Consider the following 15,886-nt stretch of genomic DNA (forward strand, 5'->3'; position numbering starts at 1 on the left):
CCGTACGTCCAGCATGACACGCCCCCGGTCACGGCCAGCGCAGCCGATGGTCGCCGGTACCGCCCCGACGCGCCCGGCCCGACACCGGCCCGCGGTCCGCCACCGACCAGAGCGTGACCCGCCACAGCGCCTCACCGATGATCACGGGGCTCATCTTGCTCGCCCCCCGCTCCCGCTCGGCGAACGTGATCGGCACCTCGACCGTACGCAGCCCGGCCCGGTGCGCCCGCCAGGAAAGCTCCACCTGGAACGAGTACCCCTGCGAGGCGACCGAGTCGAGGTCGAGCCGGGCCAGCGCCGGCACCCGGTACACCCGGAACCCGCCGGTCGCGTCCGACAGCGGCATCCCCAACGCCACCCGGGTGTAGAGGTTGCCGCCCCGGGACAGCAACTGCCGGTGCCACGGCCAGTTCACCACCTGACCGCCGGGCGTCCAGCGGGAGCCGATCACCACGTCCGCGTCCCGGGCCGCGTCCAGCAGCCGGGGCAACTCCTCCGGCGCGTGCGAACCGTCGGCGTCCATCTCCACCACGGCGTCGTAACCCTGCCCGGCGGCCCAGCCGAACCCCGCCACGTACGCCGCACCCAGCCCCTGCTTACCGGGCCGGTGCAGGACGTGCACCCGCCCGTCGGCCCGCGCCATCCGGTCCGCGATCGCCCCCGTACCGTCCGGGCTGTTGTCGTCGACGACCAGGATCTCCACCGACGGAGCCGCCCGGTGCACCCGGTCGACGATCACCCCGATGTTGTCGGCCTCGTTGTAGGTGGGCACCACCACCAGCACCCGCCCCACCCCCGGATAGCCCTTCCCGGGCTCACCCGTCGACTCATTCACCGCTCCTCCGCATCCGCCGGGTCGCCGGCCGTCGCCGTACCGACCCCGGGAAGCGGACGCCGACGGGTCAGCAACGCGGCGGCGAGCGCCACGGCAGCCAAGGCCAGCAGCGCCACCTCCGGCCAGAGGCCGACCCGGGTGGCGACCGTACGGGTCTCCCCGAGGTGCATCTGCCGGGTCACCACCGCCCTGGTGTTGAACCCGGTCGCCCCGGTTACCCGCCCATCGGCCCCGACGAACCCGGAAACACCGACCGTCGAGGCCATCAACGCCTCCCGGCCGTGCTCCACCGCCCGCAGCCGCACCATCGCCAACTGCTGCTCCGCCTCCGCCACGTTGAACGTGGCGTTGTTGGTCTGCACGACCAGCACCTGCGCCCCACCGGTCACGGTGTCCCGGACCACCTCGTCGTAGGCGACCTCGAAACAGATCACGTCGCCGAGCGTCACCCCGCCGACCCGCAGCACCCCCGGTTCGGTGCCGGCGACGAAGTCGTTGCGGACCCGGTCGACCTCCTTGCTGACCATCCGGGCGACGTCCCGCAACGGCACGTACTCGGCGAACGGCACCGGATGCCGCTTGATGTACATCTGCGACCGGTCCAGGCCGGTACCGGGCAGCCACACCAGCCCCGCGTTGCGCACCTGCCCCTCGCCCGGGCCGAGCAGCACCGCGCCGACCAGGATCGGCGCCCCGACCGCGTCCGCCGCCTCCGAGATCCGCTGCCCCGCCGACGCGTTGCGGGTCGGGTCGACGTCGCTGGAGTTCTCCGGCCAGACCACCAGGTCGGGCTGCTCCGCCTCGCCGGCCGCGACCTGGCGGGCCAGCTCGACGGTGGCCTCGACGTGGTTGTTCAGCACCGCCTGCCGCTGGGCGTTGAAGTCGAGCCCCATCCGGGGCACGTTGCCCTGCACGATCGCCACCCGGGCGGTGTCGGAACCGGCCCCGGCCAACGGCACCAGCAGCCCGGCCGCCAGCAGCGCCACCGCCCCGGCGACGAAGCCCGCCCCGCGCAGCCACCCGGCAGCCGGTAGCGCCCGCCACGGCCGCCACAGCGCCACCACCAGCAGTCCGCCGGCCGCCGCGACCACGAAGGTGACCAGCGGGGCACCCCCGTACGCGGCCAGCCGCAACGCCGGCGAGTCACCCTGGCTGAATCCGAGCCGCCCCCACGGGAACCCGCCGAACGGCGTCCGGTCCCGCAGCGCCTCCTGCGCCACCCACAGCACCCCGGTGACCAGCGGCCACGACCAGCGGAACCGGTCCACCAGCGGGCCGGTGAAGGCCAGCGCCAGCCCCAGCAGTCCCAGATAGCACGCCTGCAACCCGGACAGCAGCAGCCACGGCACGTTACCGGTGTAGAGGTTCGTCCAGCTCAGCATCGGCAGGAACAGCGCCAGCCCGGCGAGGGTGCCCAACCCGAACCCGGCCCGCAACCGCCGCCGGTGTACGGCCACCGACAGCAGCGCCACCCCGACCGGCGCCAGCCACCACGCCCCGTACGGCGGAAACGCCAGCAGCAGCACCAGCCCGGCGCCGACCGCGGCCGGCAGGGCCAACCACCACGGCAGGGGTGCCGCACCCGGCTCGGCGGGCGGGTCCCCACCCTCGGCAGTCTCCGGCGGCTCGGCCGTCACCACTGTCACGCGCGCCTCACGTCTTCTCGAACGCCACCGGCCCCGGCGCCGGCGCGACCCACCTGCGGAAGGCTACCGGCCCGACCGCCCGGATCCGCAGTCGCGCCGATCCGGGGCCGCACCCCCGGGCGGAACCCGCCCGGGGGTGCGAAACACGGTGCGGAGGTCGCAGGCACCGCAGAGAGGTCGCAGGCACCGGCCGAAGAGGTCGACGGCGCGCCGGGGCGGGAACGAAAATCGGGGCGCGGCCGACAAGCCGCGCCCCGATGCTCCCAGGCCCTCCCCGGCCGGTGTGGTAGGGCGCCGCAACACGACCTTCGGACCGACCGGACGTGAACTGGCTGTTCCCGTCGGGCCGTTGTCTACTGGCCGCCTGCAAAACCCTGCCCGAACACCGGTAACCGCAGCCGGTTCGCGCCGCCCCGCCGACCCCCGCCCGCTGGACCTGGCCGTTGCGACGACACGAACACATGCCGCTCGGCCAGCGGACGAAGGGACGAAGCGAACAACAGCCACTTCCCGTTGTAGGACTCAAAGACGGTACGTGGTACCCCCCGGGCACTGTCAACCGCCCCCCGGCCAGTCGTGCTGTTCGATGCGGCGTGTCGGATTCGGCGCGCCGCGACACCGCCGGTTCGTCTCCCGTTCGCCCGCCGGACACCCGCCCAAGCCGCCCCGATCACCGCCCGGTGACCGGCTCAGCCGGCCAACAGGTGCCGGCGCAGCAGCCCGGCCCCGGCCACCGGCTGCGGCCCCGCCAACAGCCCGGCCGCCGCCAGCACGTACCTGGCGTCGACCACCGTACGAGCCGACCGGGGCAGCGCCCAGCCACCGGCATGATCGGTCGACACCCCGTCGAGCAGCCCCGCCCCGGCCACCGGCCCGGCATGCCGGAGCACCCCGCCGGAACCGACCAGCAGCCGCACGTCACGCAGATCCCGCCCCGGCTGCCCCGCCACACCACCGCCCCGGGCATGCCGGCGTACCGCCACCACGGCCGCCAGCGCCGCGATCCGCCGCTCCGCAGCCCGCTCCGGCAACCCGACCACCAACCGGCCCGGTTCGGCCGCCAGCGTCGCCGCCACCGCCGTCAACGGGCCCTCCTCACCCGGCGACAGCAGCCGCTCGGCCACCGCCGCCCGCACCACCCCCGGCGCGCTCCACCGCACCCCCAGATCACCCTCGACCGTCCGGGACCGCCACAGCGTCCCCGCCGCCGGCCGCCCCGGGCCACCGGCCCGCTCGTCCGGCACCAGCACCGAGTACACGTCGGTGGTCGCCCCACCGACGTCCACCACCAGCAGATCCCCGCCGAGCAGGTCGGCGAGCGACTCCACCCCGGTCAACACCGCGTCCGGGGTCGCCGCCCGGACCAGCCGGGCGAACCGGGGACCCCGGGAGAGCCGCTTCCCGCCGATCACATGCCGCAGGAACACCTCCCGGATCGCCGCCCGGGCCGGCCCCGCCGCCAGTACCCCGATCGACGGCAGCACGTTCTCCGCCACCGTCACCGGCACCCCCCGCCCGGCCAGCACCTCCCGGACCGCCGGAGCCGCCACCGCGTTCCCGGCGACCACCACCGGCACCCGCCAGCGGGCCCGGGCAAGCCGCTCCGCGTTCCCGGTCAACACCTCCGCGTCGCCGCCGTCGGTCCCGCCGACCAGCAACACCACGTCCGGCCGGGCCGCCCGCAACGCCGCCAGTCCGACCCCGTCGAGCCGGCCGGCGCCGACGTGCACCACCCGGGCCCCGGCCGACAGCCCCACCTGCTGACCGGCCCGGGCCGTGATCAGCTCCTCGTAGCCGAGCACCGCCAGCCGCAGCCCGCCACCGGCGGACGAGCAGACGTACCACGGCGCGGAGCCCACCCCGGACAGCCCGGCGGTCGCCTCGGCCACCGCCGCGTCCAGGCCGTACAACACGTCGGTACCGACCGTGGTCCGGCCCGACGCCGAGGCGAGCAACGTGCCGTCGGCCAGATCCACCACCGCCACCTTCGTCCAGGTGGAACCGACGTCGGCGCAGACCGCGTACGAGGGCACCGCTACCAGGGCCCGGCGTCAGCCGGTGCAGCCGGCGTGGCGGCACCGGACGGCACCACCACCGTGCCGATCGCGGTCACCGCCACCAGCGGCGGATCGAGTACCTCGGCCGCCGACCCGCCCCGGTCCGGCCGCCCCCGGCACACCACCCGGCACTCGAACTCGCAGGTGCGGCTACGGCTGCCGACCCGGGTCACCGTCGCCGACACCTCCAGCACGTCACCGGCCCGGATCGGCGCCTGGAACCGCACCTGCGCGTAGCCGGCGAACAGCCCCTCGTCACCGTCGGTCCGGATGCAGACCTCGGTCGCCACGTCACCGAACAACCCCAACGCGTACGCCCCGTCCACCAGGTCGCCGGCGTAGTGCGCGTGCGAGTACGGCACGTACCGGCGGTGCAGCACCGTCAGCCCCAGCCGCGGATCCGCCGCCCCGTCGCCTGTGGTCATCCGTCCACCCCTTCCGCTCCCCGGCCCGCTGACCGATCCCGATCACCCCGCGCCGCCGGGCCGGCGCCGGCCACCAGCCGGTGCACCAGATAGCTCGCCACCTCGCCCGGCGTCGTTCCCCGACCGAAGATCCGGTCCACACCCAACTCCCCGGCCATCAACTCGTCGAACCGGGGACCGCCGACCACCAGCAGCGGACGCCGACCCGCCGGCATCGCCTCCCGGAACGCCGCCGACATCTCCCGGGTGTTGTGCAGGTGCGCGTCCCGCTGCGTCACCACCTGCGACACCAGCACCGCGTCCGCCCGCTCCGCCCGGGCCGCCGCCACCAGGTCCGGCACGCTCACCTGGGCGCCCAGGTTCGTCACCCGCAACTCCCGGTAGTACTCCAGGCCCTTCTCCCCGGCGATCCCCTTCACGTTCAGGATCGCGTCGATCCCGACCGTGTGCGCGTCGGTACCGATGCACGCACCCACCACCGACAGCTTGCGCCGCAGCCGCCGCCGGATCAGCGCGTTGACCTCCTTCGCCGACAGCAGCGGATAGTCCCGCTCCACCACCCGCACCGCCGACAGGTCCACCAGATGGTTCACCCGGCCGTAGACGACGAAGAAGGTGAAACCGTCACCCATCTGCCTGCTGTGCACCAGCATCGCCGGCTCCAGCCCCATCTTCGCCGCCAGTTGCAGCGCCGCCCCCTCCGCCCGCTTGTCGTGCGGCACCGGCAGGGTGAAGGACACCTGCACCATCCCGTCACCGGTCGCATCCCCGTACGGCCGCACCACCGGGCCAGCGCTCACGTCCCCGCCTCCAGCAACTCCGTCGCCGGGTTGTAGTAGTCGTCGGCGTGCGCCGCCACCCCATCCAGGCCACGGCCCCGATCCGCCGGCCGCTTCGTGATCCCGAACGTGCCGTCCGCGATCGCCGGCAACAACCCGCCGTCGGCGATCCGCTCCAGCAACGCCACCGCCTCGGTCAGCACCGTCGCCGCCCGCCGCTGGATGAACCCGCCCGGCGCCGGCACGAAATCCTCGTGCAGCCCACCGGCCGCCCCCAGCACGTACCGGACGTTCTGCAGGGCGATGTCCCGGTCCGACAGCCACGGCGTCACCACCGCCTCGGTCATCATCCCGACCAGCAGAATCCCCTGCCCGGTCATCGCACCGACCAGGTTGAAGAAGCCGTCCAGCAGATTGCCCCGGAACACGTCCCCGGTCATGTGCCGGGTCGGCGGCATCCACTTCAGCGGCGCGTCCGGAAACAACTCCCGGGCCAGCAGCGCGTGCGCCAACTCCAGCCGGAACGACTCCGGCAGATCCGGGTCGATCTCGAACGCGTGCCCGAGCCCCAACTGCGCGTCCGGCAACCCCGCCTCGTGCGCGAAGTACTCGTTGAGCAGCTGCGACACCGTCACCGTGTGCGCCTCGTCGACCGCGTCCGCCGTCGTCAGGTAGTTGTCCTCACCGGTGTTGATGACGATCCCCGCCCGGGCGTGCACCTGCCGGGAGAACCGCTGGTCCACGAAGGTACGCACCGGATTGATGTCCCGGAACAGAATCCCGTACATCGAGTCGTTGAGCATCATGTCCAGCCGCTCCAGGCCGGCCAGCACCGCCATCTCCGGCATGCACAACCCGGAGGCGTAGTTCGTCAGCCGGACGTACCGGCCCAACTCCTTCGAGGACTCGTCCAGCGCCGCCCGCATCAGCCGGAAGTTCTCCTGCGTCGCGTACGTACCGGCGAAACCCTCCCGGGTCGCCCCCTCCGGCACGTAGTCCAGCAACGACTGCCCCGTGGACCGGATCACCGCGATCACGTCCGCGCCCGCCCGCGCCGCCGCCTGCGCCTGCGGAATGTCCTCGTAGATGTCACCCGTCGCCACGATCAGATAGATCCACGGCCGCTGCCGGGGATCGCCGTGCCGACGTACCATCCGATCCCGCTCCGAACGACGGCGGTCGATCCGGCGCAGCCCGGCGCCGACCGCCCGCCGCGCCGCCGCCCGAGCCGACCTCGCCGCCCGGCCCGCCGGCACCTCGAACCGCACCGACCCGGCCGCCGCCTTCTGGGCCAGCAACGTCACCGCCGCCCCGACGTCCCGACCGGCCGGCGCCGGACCCAGCTCCCGCAGCAGCGCGTCGAAGACCGGCACCGCCACCCCGTGCGCCAGCCCCACGTCGGCGACCACCGCGTCGACCAGCCGGTTCACCCACGGAATCCCGTCCGGATCCGCACCGGTCACCCCGGCCAGCCGCAACAACGCCCGCTCCACCGACACCGTCGTGTGGCCCCGGGCCAACTCCACCACCGGCTGCCCCGCCCGCCGGGCCAACTCCCGCGCCCGGCCCACCAACACCGGATCCAACGCCAGCTTGCCCGTCCCGCTACCCGACGTCATCGGCGACCCCCAACCATCCCGTCACGACGCGTCCTCCCCGTCGTAGATCACCGCACCGCGCAGCACCGTCCGGCGACACGTCGGCAACGGCGTCGGATCGTCCGGCCCCCGCTCCTCCGGGCTCGCCGACACCAGCACCGGCAGCCCACCGTCCACCCCGGCCGGCGTCGACCAGACCGCGAACGTCGCCGCCGCCCCCGGCACCAACACCCCCTCGGTCAGCCGAGGATCCCGGCCACCCGCCCCCGCCGGCACCGCCCGCCAGCCACCCCGGGTGTGCGCCGCGAACGCCGCCCGCACACTCATCCGCTGCGCCGGATTGAAGTGCGCCACCGCCGCCCGCACCGAACCCCACGGATCCAGCGGCGTCACCGGCGAATCCGAACCGAACGCCAGCGTCACCCCCACCCCGTGCATCGCACCCATCGGATTCGACTCCAGCGACCGCCGCACACCCAGCCGCGACGCGTACATCCGCTCCTCGCCGCCCCACAACCGGTCGAACGCCGGCTGCATGCTCGCCACGATCCCGTACTCGACGAAACCGGCGATCAGCCGCTTGTCCATGATCTCGGCATGCTCGATCCGATGCCGGGCCGCCCGCAACCGCTCCACCCCGAGCACCCGCGCCGCACCGGCGAACCCGGACAACACCGTGTCGATCGCCGCGTCCCCGATCGCGTGGAACCCGCCCTGCACCCCGTGCTCCGCACAGTCCAACAGATGGTCCCGAACCTGCTCCGCCGTCAGATAGCCGTGCCCGCACGCCCCCGGCTCGCCGTCGTCGTACGGCACCGACACGTGCGCCGTACGCGCACCCAGCGCACCGTCCGCGAACAGGTCACCACCGGCACCGACCGCACCCAGCTCCCGAGCCCGCCGCGCACCCATCAGCTCGCCCCAGTAGCCGTACACCTCCGGACCGTCGACACCGGAGCGGGACAGCACGGCGGTGAAGTCCGCCTCGCTGGAGATCTCCGGCCCGCCGCACTCGTGCACCGCCGCGATCCCCAACGACGCCGCCCGGCGCAACGCCACCCGCTGCGCCTCCCGCCGCTGGGCATCGGTCACCGAACCCAACGCCAACTCCCGCACCACGTGGTGGGCATCCCGGCGCAGCCAGCCCGACGCGTCGTAGCCGGGCACCCCGGCCACCTCCGGCACCGCCGCCAGCAGCGCCGACGAGCAGAGCGCGGAATGGATCGACGCCTGGGACAGGTACACCCGCCGGCCACCGGCCGCCCGGTCCAGCTCCGCCGCCTCCGGCACCCGCCGGTCCGACCAGCCCGACTCGTCCCAGCCGTGCCCCAGCACCACCGCGTCGGCCGGCAGCCCCGCCGCGAACCCGGCCACCGCGGCGCAGACGTCGGCCGCCGACCGCGCCCCGGACAGGTCCAGCCCGGACAACGCCAGCCCGGTGTCGGTGGCGTGCACGTGCGCGTCCACGAACGCCGGCGTCACCAGCGCGCCGTGCAGCTCCACCACCCGGTCGGCGGCCGGGGCGTCGGCGTCGGCGCCCAGCCAGTCGATCCGGCCGTCCCGGACCAGCAGCGCGGTCGCCCGCGGATCCGCCGGACAGTACAACCGGCCGGCACGGTAGAGAGTCGAGGGGTTCGTCATGCCATCAGTCTGCCGCGAGCCGGTCCGTGAACAGCGCCCGCACTCCGGGCACCGTACGCAGCAGCGACAGCGCGTACTCGGCATGCCCCGGCAGGTAGCCGTTGCCGATCAGCATCGTCACGTCGGCGGCCAGCCCTTCCGCGCCGAGCGCCGCCGAGGCGAAACTCGTGGCCATCGAGAAGAACACCACCGTCCCCCCGTCGGCGGTGGCCAGGATCGCCCCGTGCTCGCAGCCGGGCACGTCGACACAGACCACCGTCACGTCCGCCGGCCCACCCAGCGCACCGGTCACCGCCGCCGCCAACGCCACCGGATCCCGGGCGTCGGCGAGTACCACCTCGTCGGCGAGCCCGGCGGCGACCAGCCGGTCCCGCTCGGCCGCGACCGGCACCACGCCGACGCTCCGGGCGGCCCCGGCCTGCCGGGCGGCGGCCAGGGCCAGCGAACCGCTCTTGCCGGCACCGCCGAGCACCGCCACCCGGGGCGCCGGGTAGCCGCGCACCGTCCGCGCGGTCAGCGCCGGCGCGCCGCAGACGTCGAAGACCGCCAGGCTCAGCCGGGGATCCAGGTCGTCCGGGAGTACCGCCACGATCGAGCGGGCGAACAGGATCGCGTGCCCGGCGCACGGCACCTGCTCGGAGCGGCCGTCCCAGCCGGCCAGGTCGTCGGTGACCGCCAGCGGGGTCAGGGTCAGCGAGACCAGCGTCGCCACCCGGTCGCCCGGCCTGACCGGCAGCGGTGACTCCGGACCGACCTCGACGACCGTGCCGACCAGCATCCCGCCGGAACCGGTGACCGGATTGTGCATCTTGCCGCGCTCACGGATGATCTTCAGCACCTCGGCCCGGACCGCCGCCCCGTCCCCGCCGTGCTTCTCCGACAACTGCCGGAAGCTCGCCGCGTCCAGGTTCAACCGCTCCACCCGGACCCGCACCTCGTCGGCGGAGATCCCACTCCGGGCGTCCAGCCGGTACGCCGCCTGCGGCAGTACCCCGGCCGGTTCGAGCACCCGGCGCAGCCCGACCGCCGACGTGACCGCCGCACCTCCCGGTGTCGCCCCCACCGCCGCCTCCCTCCGACCGCCCGCCAGGCGGGTCATCAATCATTCAGACCCGCCATGTGCAGGAAAACTTACGGCAGGATATTTCCTAGACGGGAAATCTTCCAGTAGCGTTCGAGATCGAGGCCCACCGGCCCCGCCCGAGACCCACCCGGCACCCGAACCTGGAGGAGGCGCCGTGACCCAGGTCGAACCGGCAACCGCCGTGCTCGCCCCCCGCAACCCGACCGGACCGGCGCACCCCCACCCGGCCGAGGCCGCCACGGGCCAACCGTACGAATACCGACGCCGCCCCCTGGTCGAACCCGACTGGACCCGCTTCCCCGGCTGGCGCCAGGTGACCCGCGAAGAGTGGGAATCCGCCCAGTGGCAGCGCGCCAACTGCGTCAAGAACGTCAAACAGCTCCGCGCCGTCCTCGGCGAAACCGTCGACGACGACTGCTACGCCGACCTCACCGCCGACCAGGCCACCCAGGCCACCATGTCGATGCTGGTCCCACCGCAGATGCTCAACACGATGGTGCCGGACGGACCGATCAGCACCGACGCCTTCCGGGCCGACCCCATCCGCCGCTACATGCTGCCGCTCGTCACCGACCGGCGCACCGACTGGCCCTCCCACCCGTACGCCACCCGGGACTCGCTGCACGAACACGACATGTGGGTCGCCGAGGGCCTCACCCACCGCTACCCCACCAAGGTCCTCGCCGAACTGCTCTCCACCTGCCCCCAGTACTGCGGGCACTGCACCCGGATGGACCTCGTCGGCAACTCCACCCCCACCGTCGACAAACTGCGACTGAGCCTCAAGCCCGTCGACCGGTACGACGCGCACATCGCGTACCTGCGCGCCCACCCCGGCGTCCGCGACGTGGTGGTCTCCGGCGGCGACGTCGCCAACGTGCCGTGGCGGAACCTGGAGTCGTACCTGATGCGGCTACTGGGCATCGAGACGATCCGGGACATCCGGCTCGCCACCAAGGCACTCGCCGGACTCCCCCAGCACTGGCTCCAGCCGGAGGTGGTGGAGGGGCTCGAACGGGTCGCCCGGACCGCCGCCCGACGCGGCGTCAACCTCGCCATCCACACCCACGTCAACCACGTCCAGTCGCTCACCCCGCTGGTCGCCCGGGCCGCCCAGACCGCGCTGGAGGTCGGCGTCCGCGACGTACGCAACCAGGGCGTACTGATGCGCGGCGTCAACGCGACCACCGCCGACCTGCTCGACCTCTGCTTCACGCTCCAGGGGGAAGCGGGAATCCTGCCGTACTACTTCTACATGTGCGACATGATCCCCAACGCCGAACACTGGCGGGTGCCGGTCTGGCACGCCCAGCGGCTCCAGCACGACATGATGGGTTACCTGCCCGGCTACGCCACCCCGAGGATCGTCTGTGACGTGCCCTTCGTCGGCAAGCGCTGGGTGCACATGGTCACCGAGTACGACCGCGAACGCGGCATCTCGTACTGGACCAAGAACTACCGTACGTCGATCGAGTCGGACGACCTCGCCGCGCTGGACCGGCGGTACGCCTACTACGACCCGATCGACACCCTGCCCGAGGCCGGCCGGGCCTGGTGGGCCCGGCACGGCACTCAGACCGATCACTGAGGACGGGCGACCGTCAACGGTCGAACGCGTCCTTGGCGTTGCGGCCGGCTTCCTTGACGTTGGTGCCGGCCTGCTTCGCCTTGGCCTGCGTCTGCTCGGAGGCGCCCTCGCCGCGCATCTGCTCGTTGTCGGTGCGGTCGCCCATCCGTTCCTTGGCGGCGCCCTTCAACTCCTCCGCCTTGTTGCGCATCTTGTCCATGGCACTCATGTCGCACTCCTCACCTCGGTGGCTCCGCTCGGGGCGGCTGGCCGTTAGCTGAGTTGCCCGACAGCCGGCAGTGAAACCTGCCTAATCACCTCGCAAGGTTTTTATTTCGACAAAAGCCGCAAGGGCTTGTGCCCTCGGGGTCTCTTCGGGTTGTGCCCTGAGCGGCGTGCCACATCCCGTAAGGCATCCTAGGACACTAGCTTGGGGCTGATCTGCGGCTGGGATGGTTGACTGGACGGATGGCCGAGATCATCCTCATCCGCCACGGCGAGACCACCTGGAGTGCCAGCCACCGGCACACCTCATACACCGACCTGGAACTGACCGCGAACGGCGAGCGCCAGGCCCGCGAGGTGGCCACCGAACTCGCCGGTCGGAGCTTCGCCGCCGTGCTGTCGAGTCCCCGGCGGCGGGCCCTGCGCACCGCCGAACTCGCCGGACTGCGCGTCACCGAGGTCGACGACGACCTCAGCGAGTGGAACTACGGGGAGTACGAGGGGCTGACCAGCGACGAGATCCGGCAGAAACGCCCGGACTGGCTGCTCTGGACCGACGGCTGCCCCGGCGGCGAGTCCCCGGAACAGGTCGGCGAGCGACTGGACCGGGTACTGGCCAGGGCGACCGCGTTGCTCGACACCGGTGACGTGGCCCTGGTGGCGCACGGGCACAGCCTGCGGGTGGCCGGGGCACGCTGGATCGAGCTACCGCCCAGCGGGGGCGGCCGGCTGCGCCTGGACACCGCCACCGTCTCCGCGCTCGGCTACGAGCACGGCCGCCGGGTCATCCTGCGCTGGAACTCGTCGAGTCGGGCGGAAGCGCCCGCAGCCGGACCGTCCCCGGGTCCGCGCTGAGCTTCGGCGCCACCGGCAGCTTCGGCGGGCGGCTCTCGTACGGGATGGAGAGCACCACCGTGGTCCGGGTGGTGACGTTCGCGGCGGTACGGATCTCCTGGAGTACCCGCTCCAGGTCAACCGGGCTCGCCACCCGGACCAGCAGCAGGTAGAAGTCCTCCCCCGCCACCGAGTAGCACGAGTCGATCTCCGGCAGGTGGGCCAGCCGGTCCGGTGCGTCGTCCGGCTGCGACGGGTCCAGCGGCCGGATCGCCACGAACGCGCTCAACGGCAGGTCGATAGCCTCGAACGCGATCCGGGCGGCGTACCCCTTGATCACACCGCGTTGCTCCAGCCGGCGGACCCGCTGGTGCACCGCGGACACCGACAGCCCCACCCGCTCGGCCAGGTCCGTGTACGACAGCCGGCCGTCGGCGGCCAGAGCCGCCACGATGGCCCGATCGGTCTCCTCCACGGCCTGCAACCTACCCGCAAAGGGTGCTCCGGACGACGCCGAGCCGGCCGCGTCCCGCCGCGCGTTATCAGGTCGACAGCTGGCAGCCATCCGGACGGCCGACGGACCGCCCCGCCGACCAGCGCGGCTGCCGTGGTCGGCGGGGCGGACGCTCCCCGGTCAGCGGGCCAGCGAGCGGGCGATCACCAGCCGTTGGATCTGGTTGGTCCCCTCGACGATCTGCAACACCTTCGCCTCCCGCATGTACCGCTCGACCGGATGGTCCGCCACGTAGCCGGCCCCGCCGAGCACCTGCACCGCGTCGGTGGTGACCCGCATCGCGGTGTCGGTGGCGAAGAGCTTCGCCTTGGCCGCCTCGATCGAGTACGGCCGTCCCGCGTCCCGCAACCGGGCCGCGGCCAGCGTCAGCGCCCGGGCCGCCGACACCTGGGTCGCCAGGTCGGCCAGGAGGAAGCCCAGCCCCTGGAAGTCGATGATCGGCTGACCGAACTGCTCCCGCTGCCGGGCGTAGTCGACCGCGTAGTCCAGCGCCGCCTGGGCCAGCCCGACGGCGCAGGCGGCGATGCCCAGCCGGCCACTGTCCAGCGCCGACAGTGCGATCCGGAACCCCTCCCCCTCGGCGCCGACCAGCCGGTCGGCGGGGACCCGGGCGTCGTCGAAGGCGATCTGCGCGACCGGCGACGAGCGCAGCCCCATGGTGCGTTCCGGGGTCTGCGGGACGATGCCGGCGGTGCCGGCATCGGCGAGCAGGCAGGAGATGCCCCGGGCGCCGGGCCCGCCGGTGCGGCAGAAGATGTTGTAGAAGTCGGCGTTGCCGGCGTGCGTGATCCAGGCCTTGGTGCCCGAGACGAGGTAGTCGTCGCCGTCCCGTCGCGCCCGGGTGGTCAGCGCCGCCGCGTCCGAACCGCCCTGCGGCTCGGAGAGGCAGTACGCGCCCAGCAGCTCGCCGCCGATCATGTCCGGCAGCAGCTTGCGTACCTGTTCGCCGCCGTAGGTCGCCACCGGGTAGCAGGACAGGGTGTGCACGCTTACCGCCTCGGCCACCGCCAGCCAGCGGCTGGCCAGGATCTCCAGTACCTGGAGGTAGACCTCGTACGGCTGCGCCGCGCCGCCGTGCTCCTCCGGGTACGGCAGGCCGAGCAGTCCGGCCCGGCCGAGGGTACGCAGCACATCCCGGGGAAAGACGCCGCGCTGCTCGAAGTCGGCCACCCGGGGCACGAGTTCCCGGTCGGCGAGTTCGGTGACGAGTTCGAGCAACTCGTACGCCTCGTCGGTGGGCAGGATCCGGTCGACGGTCATCGCGCTCTCCCCCTCCGCTCGTCGGTGGCATGGCACGCCTGGCCCGCCGGCTCTGCCGGGGTCGCCCGGAGTCCCCGGCCGGTCTCGCGGAGCCGCCCCGGAACTCCGCCGGGCAGCGCTGGCCCGGTCACAGCCGCACCAACGCCCGGGAGACGGTGTTGAGCCGCTCCACCCCGTCGGAGGTGCAGACCACGATGTCCTCGATCCGGGCGCCGTGCCGGCCGGCCAGATAGATGCCCGGCTCGATGGAGAACGCCATCCCGGGCTCCAGCGGCAGCTCGTTGCCGGCGACCAGGTACGGGTCCTCGTGTCCGTCCAGCCCGATCCCGTGCCCGGTGCGGTGCAGGAAGGCCGCGCCGTAGCCGGCGTCGGCGATGACCTCGCGGGCCACCGAGTCGACCGCCGCCGCGCTGACCCCGGGCCGGACCGCCCCGACCGCGGCCTGCTGGGCCGCGTGCAGCACCTGGTAGTAGTCGGTGTAGTCGGACGGCGGGCTGCCGACGACGTAGCAGCGGGTCGAGTCCGAGCAGTAGCCGGACGGCATGGTCCCGCCGATGTCGACGACCACCGGTTCGCCGACCCCGATCACCCGGTCGGAGGTGCCGTGGTGCGGGCTGGCGCCGTTCGGGCCGGCGGCGACGATCGCGAAGTCGGCGGTGGCGTGTCCGGCCTCCCGGATGGCGACCGAGATGTCGGCGGCGACCTGTGCCTCGGTCCGGCCGGGGCGCAGCCACTCGGCCATCCGGGCGTGCACCGCGTCGATCGCGGCACCCGCCTCCCGCAGCGCCGCCACCTCGGCCGGTGACTTGCGCAGCCGCAGCCCCCGCAATACCTCGCCGGCGAGCCGCTGGGTGGCGCCGGGGAGCACGGTGCGCAGCGCGAGTACCTGCTCGGCCCACATCCGGTCGCCGAGCCCGACCGCACCGACGGGCCCGCCGAGGGCCCGCAGCACCAGCGGGTACGGGTCGGTGCCGTCCGGGTGGTCCACGATGCGTACCCCGGTGCGTGGCGCCGGGGACGCCTCGGCGGCCGGCCGTTCCAGCGTCGGTACGACGAGGGTGGGCTCGCCGATGGCCGGCAGCACCAGGCAGGTGAGCCGTTCCAGGGCGTGCGCGTGGTAGCCGGTCAGGTAGCGCAGGTCGGAGCCCGGCGGGATGAGCAGGGCGTCCAGGCCGGCTTCGGCGGTGGCTTTCTGGGCCGCCGCCAACCGGTTCGGCGGATAGAGGTCTGCGTCACACACCTGAATAGCTTAACGGTCGTTCGGGCGGAATTGGCCGGCGGGACCGCACCGGGAGCCGGCCCTGGTTGGCGCGTTCCCGACCGTTGCGTCGACGATCGTGGAGCCGACAAGACGAAGTGTCTTGACAACAAAAGTTGTCGGTGAGAGAGTTCTCGTACGGCCGGCGCCACCGGGAGCCGGA

The 15,886-nt window shown here is 73.2% G+C and carries 14 protein-coding genes; 2 read left to right on the forward strand and 12 right to left on the reverse strand.

Translation table 11 applies throughout. The features are described 5' to 3' along the window. Positions 1 to 28: 28 nt before the first annotated feature. The 8 genes from V1634_RS12260 to kdd form a co-directional block, all read right to left on the reverse strand. Positions 29 to 835, reverse strand: coding sequence for a polyprenol monophosphomannose synthase (locus tag V1634_RS12260; protein WP_331207904.1), 807 nt, complete (start codon positions 833 to 835; stop codon positions 29 to 31). Further along, on the reverse strand, positions 832 to 2,406 hold the full coding sequence (gene lnt, locus V1634_RS12265; protein WP_331208380.1) for an apolipoprotein N-acyltransferase: 1,575 nt from the start codon (positions 2,404 to 2,406) through the stop codon (positions 832 to 834). The genes V1634_RS12260 and lnt overlap by 4 nt, the downstream gene beginning before the upstream one ends. A gap of 764 nt (positions 2,407 to 3,170) precedes the next feature. After that, positions 3,171 to 4,514, reverse strand: coding sequence for a glutamate mutase L (locus V1634_RS12270; RefSeq protein WP_331207905.1), 1,344 nt, complete (start codon positions 4,512 to 4,514; stop codon positions 3,171 to 3,173). 2 nt (positions 4,515 to 4,516) lie between these two features. Beyond that, complete coding sequence (gene kal, locus V1634_RS12275) at positions 4,517 to 4,963, reverse strand: 3-aminobutyryl-CoA ammonia lyase (RefSeq protein WP_331207906.1); 447 nt, start codon at positions 4,961 to 4,963, stop codon at positions 4,517 to 4,519. Continuing rightward, a complete protein-coding gene (gene kamE / locus V1634_RS12280) occupies positions 4,960 to 5,763 on the reverse strand; it encodes a lysine 5,6-aminomutase subunit beta (RefSeq protein ID WP_331207907.1) in 804 nt (267 codons plus the stop codon). Before kamE ends, kal begins: the two co-directional genes overlap by 4 nt. Continuing rightward, positions 5,760 to 7,361, reverse strand: a complete 1,602-nt coding sequence (gene kamD, locus V1634_RS12285; RefSeq protein WP_331207908.1) for a lysine 5,6-aminomutase subunit alpha — start codon at positions 7,359 to 7,361, stop codon at positions 5,760 to 5,762. The genes kamE and kamD overlap by 4 nt, the downstream gene beginning before the upstream one ends. A gap of 21 nt (positions 7,362 to 7,382) precedes the next feature. Then, the gene (locus V1634_RS12290; RefSeq protein WP_331207909.1) at positions 7,383 to 8,981 is read right to left on the reverse strand and encodes an amidohydrolase; all 1,599 of its coding nucleotides are present in this window, start codon (positions 8,979 to 8,981) and stop codon (positions 7,383 to 7,385) included. A 4-nt stretch (positions 8,982 to 8,985) separates the two neighbouring features. Continuing rightward, positions 8,986 to 10,044, reverse strand: a complete 1,059-nt coding sequence (kdd, locus tag V1634_RS12295; RefSeq protein WP_456238613.1) for an L-erythro-3,5-diaminohexanoate dehydrogenase — start codon at positions 10,042 to 10,044, stop codon at positions 8,986 to 8,988. Positions 10,045 to 10,246: 202 nt separating this feature from the next. Between kdd and V1634_RS12300 the strand changes: the two genes are divergently transcribed. Beyond that, the gene (locus V1634_RS12300) at positions 10,247 to 11,653 is read left to right on the forward strand and encodes a KamA family radical SAM protein (protein ID WP_331208382.1); all 1,407 of its coding nucleotides are present in this window, start codon (positions 10,247 to 10,249) and stop codon (positions 11,651 to 11,653) included. 13 nt (positions 11,654 to 11,666) lie between these two features. Here V1634_RS12300 and V1634_RS12305 read toward each other — a convergent pair whose 3' ends face one another. Further along, entirely contained in the window at positions 11,667 to 11,861 is a 195-nt protein-coding gene (locus V1634_RS12305) for a CsbD family protein (protein WP_331207910.1), read from the reverse strand. 239 nt (positions 11,862 to 12,100) lie between these two features. On the opposite strand from V1634_RS12305, the gene V1634_RS12310 reads away from it, so the two are divergent. Next, positions 12,101 to 12,712, forward strand: coding sequence for a histidine phosphatase family protein (locus tag V1634_RS12310; protein ID WP_331207911.1), 612 nt, complete (start codon positions 12,101 to 12,103; stop codon positions 12,710 to 12,712). Here the strand turns inward: V1634_RS12310 and V1634_RS12315 are convergent. From V1634_RS12315 to V1634_RS12325, 3 genes are all read right to left on the reverse strand, one after another. Next, a complete protein-coding gene (locus V1634_RS12315; RefSeq protein WP_331207912.1) occupies positions 12,642 to 13,166 on the reverse strand; it encodes an Lrp/AsnC family transcriptional regulator in 525 nt (174 codons plus the stop codon). The two genes, V1634_RS12310 and V1634_RS12315, sit on opposite strands and share 71 nt — an antisense overlap. A gap of 159 nt (positions 13,167 to 13,325) precedes the next feature. Next, entirely contained in the window at positions 13,326 to 14,465 is a 1,140-nt protein-coding gene (locus V1634_RS12320) for an acyl-CoA dehydrogenase family protein (RefSeq protein ID WP_331207913.1), read from the reverse strand. Between the two features lie 127 nt (positions 14,466 to 14,592). Then, positions 14,593 to 15,705, reverse strand: a complete 1,113-nt coding sequence (locus V1634_RS12325) for a M24 family metallopeptidase (RefSeq protein ID WP_407951774.1) — start codon at positions 15,703 to 15,705, stop codon at positions 14,593 to 14,595. Positions 15,706 to 15,886: the final 181 nt, after the last annotated feature.

Origin of the sequence: Plantactinospora veratri, assembly GCF_036421995.1 — a bacterium.
GTDB lineage: Bacteria > Actinomycetota > Actinomycetes > Mycobacteriales > Micromonosporaceae > Plantactinospora > Plantactinospora veratri.

Bases quoted from the DNA above. Each gene is read 5' to 3' on its own strand.
- V1634_RS12305 (WP_331207910.1), bottom strand. From the start codon at position 11,861: ATGAGTGCCATGGACAAGATGCGCAACAAGGCGGAGGAGTTGAAGGGC.
- kal (WP_331207906.1), bottom strand. From the start codon at position 4,963: ATGACCACAGGCGACGGGGCGGCGGATCCGCGGCTGGGGCTGACGGTG.
- V1634_RS12320 (WP_331207913.1), bottom strand. From the start codon at position 14,465: ATGACCGTCGACCGGATCCTGCCCACCGACGAGGCGTACGAGTTGCTC.
- V1634_RS12290 (WP_331207909.1), bottom strand. From the start codon at position 8,981: ATGACGAACCCCTCGACTCTCTACCGTGCCGGCCGGTTGTACTGTCCG.
- kamD (WP_331207908.1), bottom strand. From the start codon at position 7,361: ATGACGTCGGGTAGCGGGACGGGCAAGCTGGCGTTGGATCCGGTGTTG.
- V1634_RS12310 (WP_331207911.1), top strand. From the start codon at position 12,101: ATGGCCGAGATCATCCTCATCCGCCACGGCGAGACCACCTGGAGTGCC.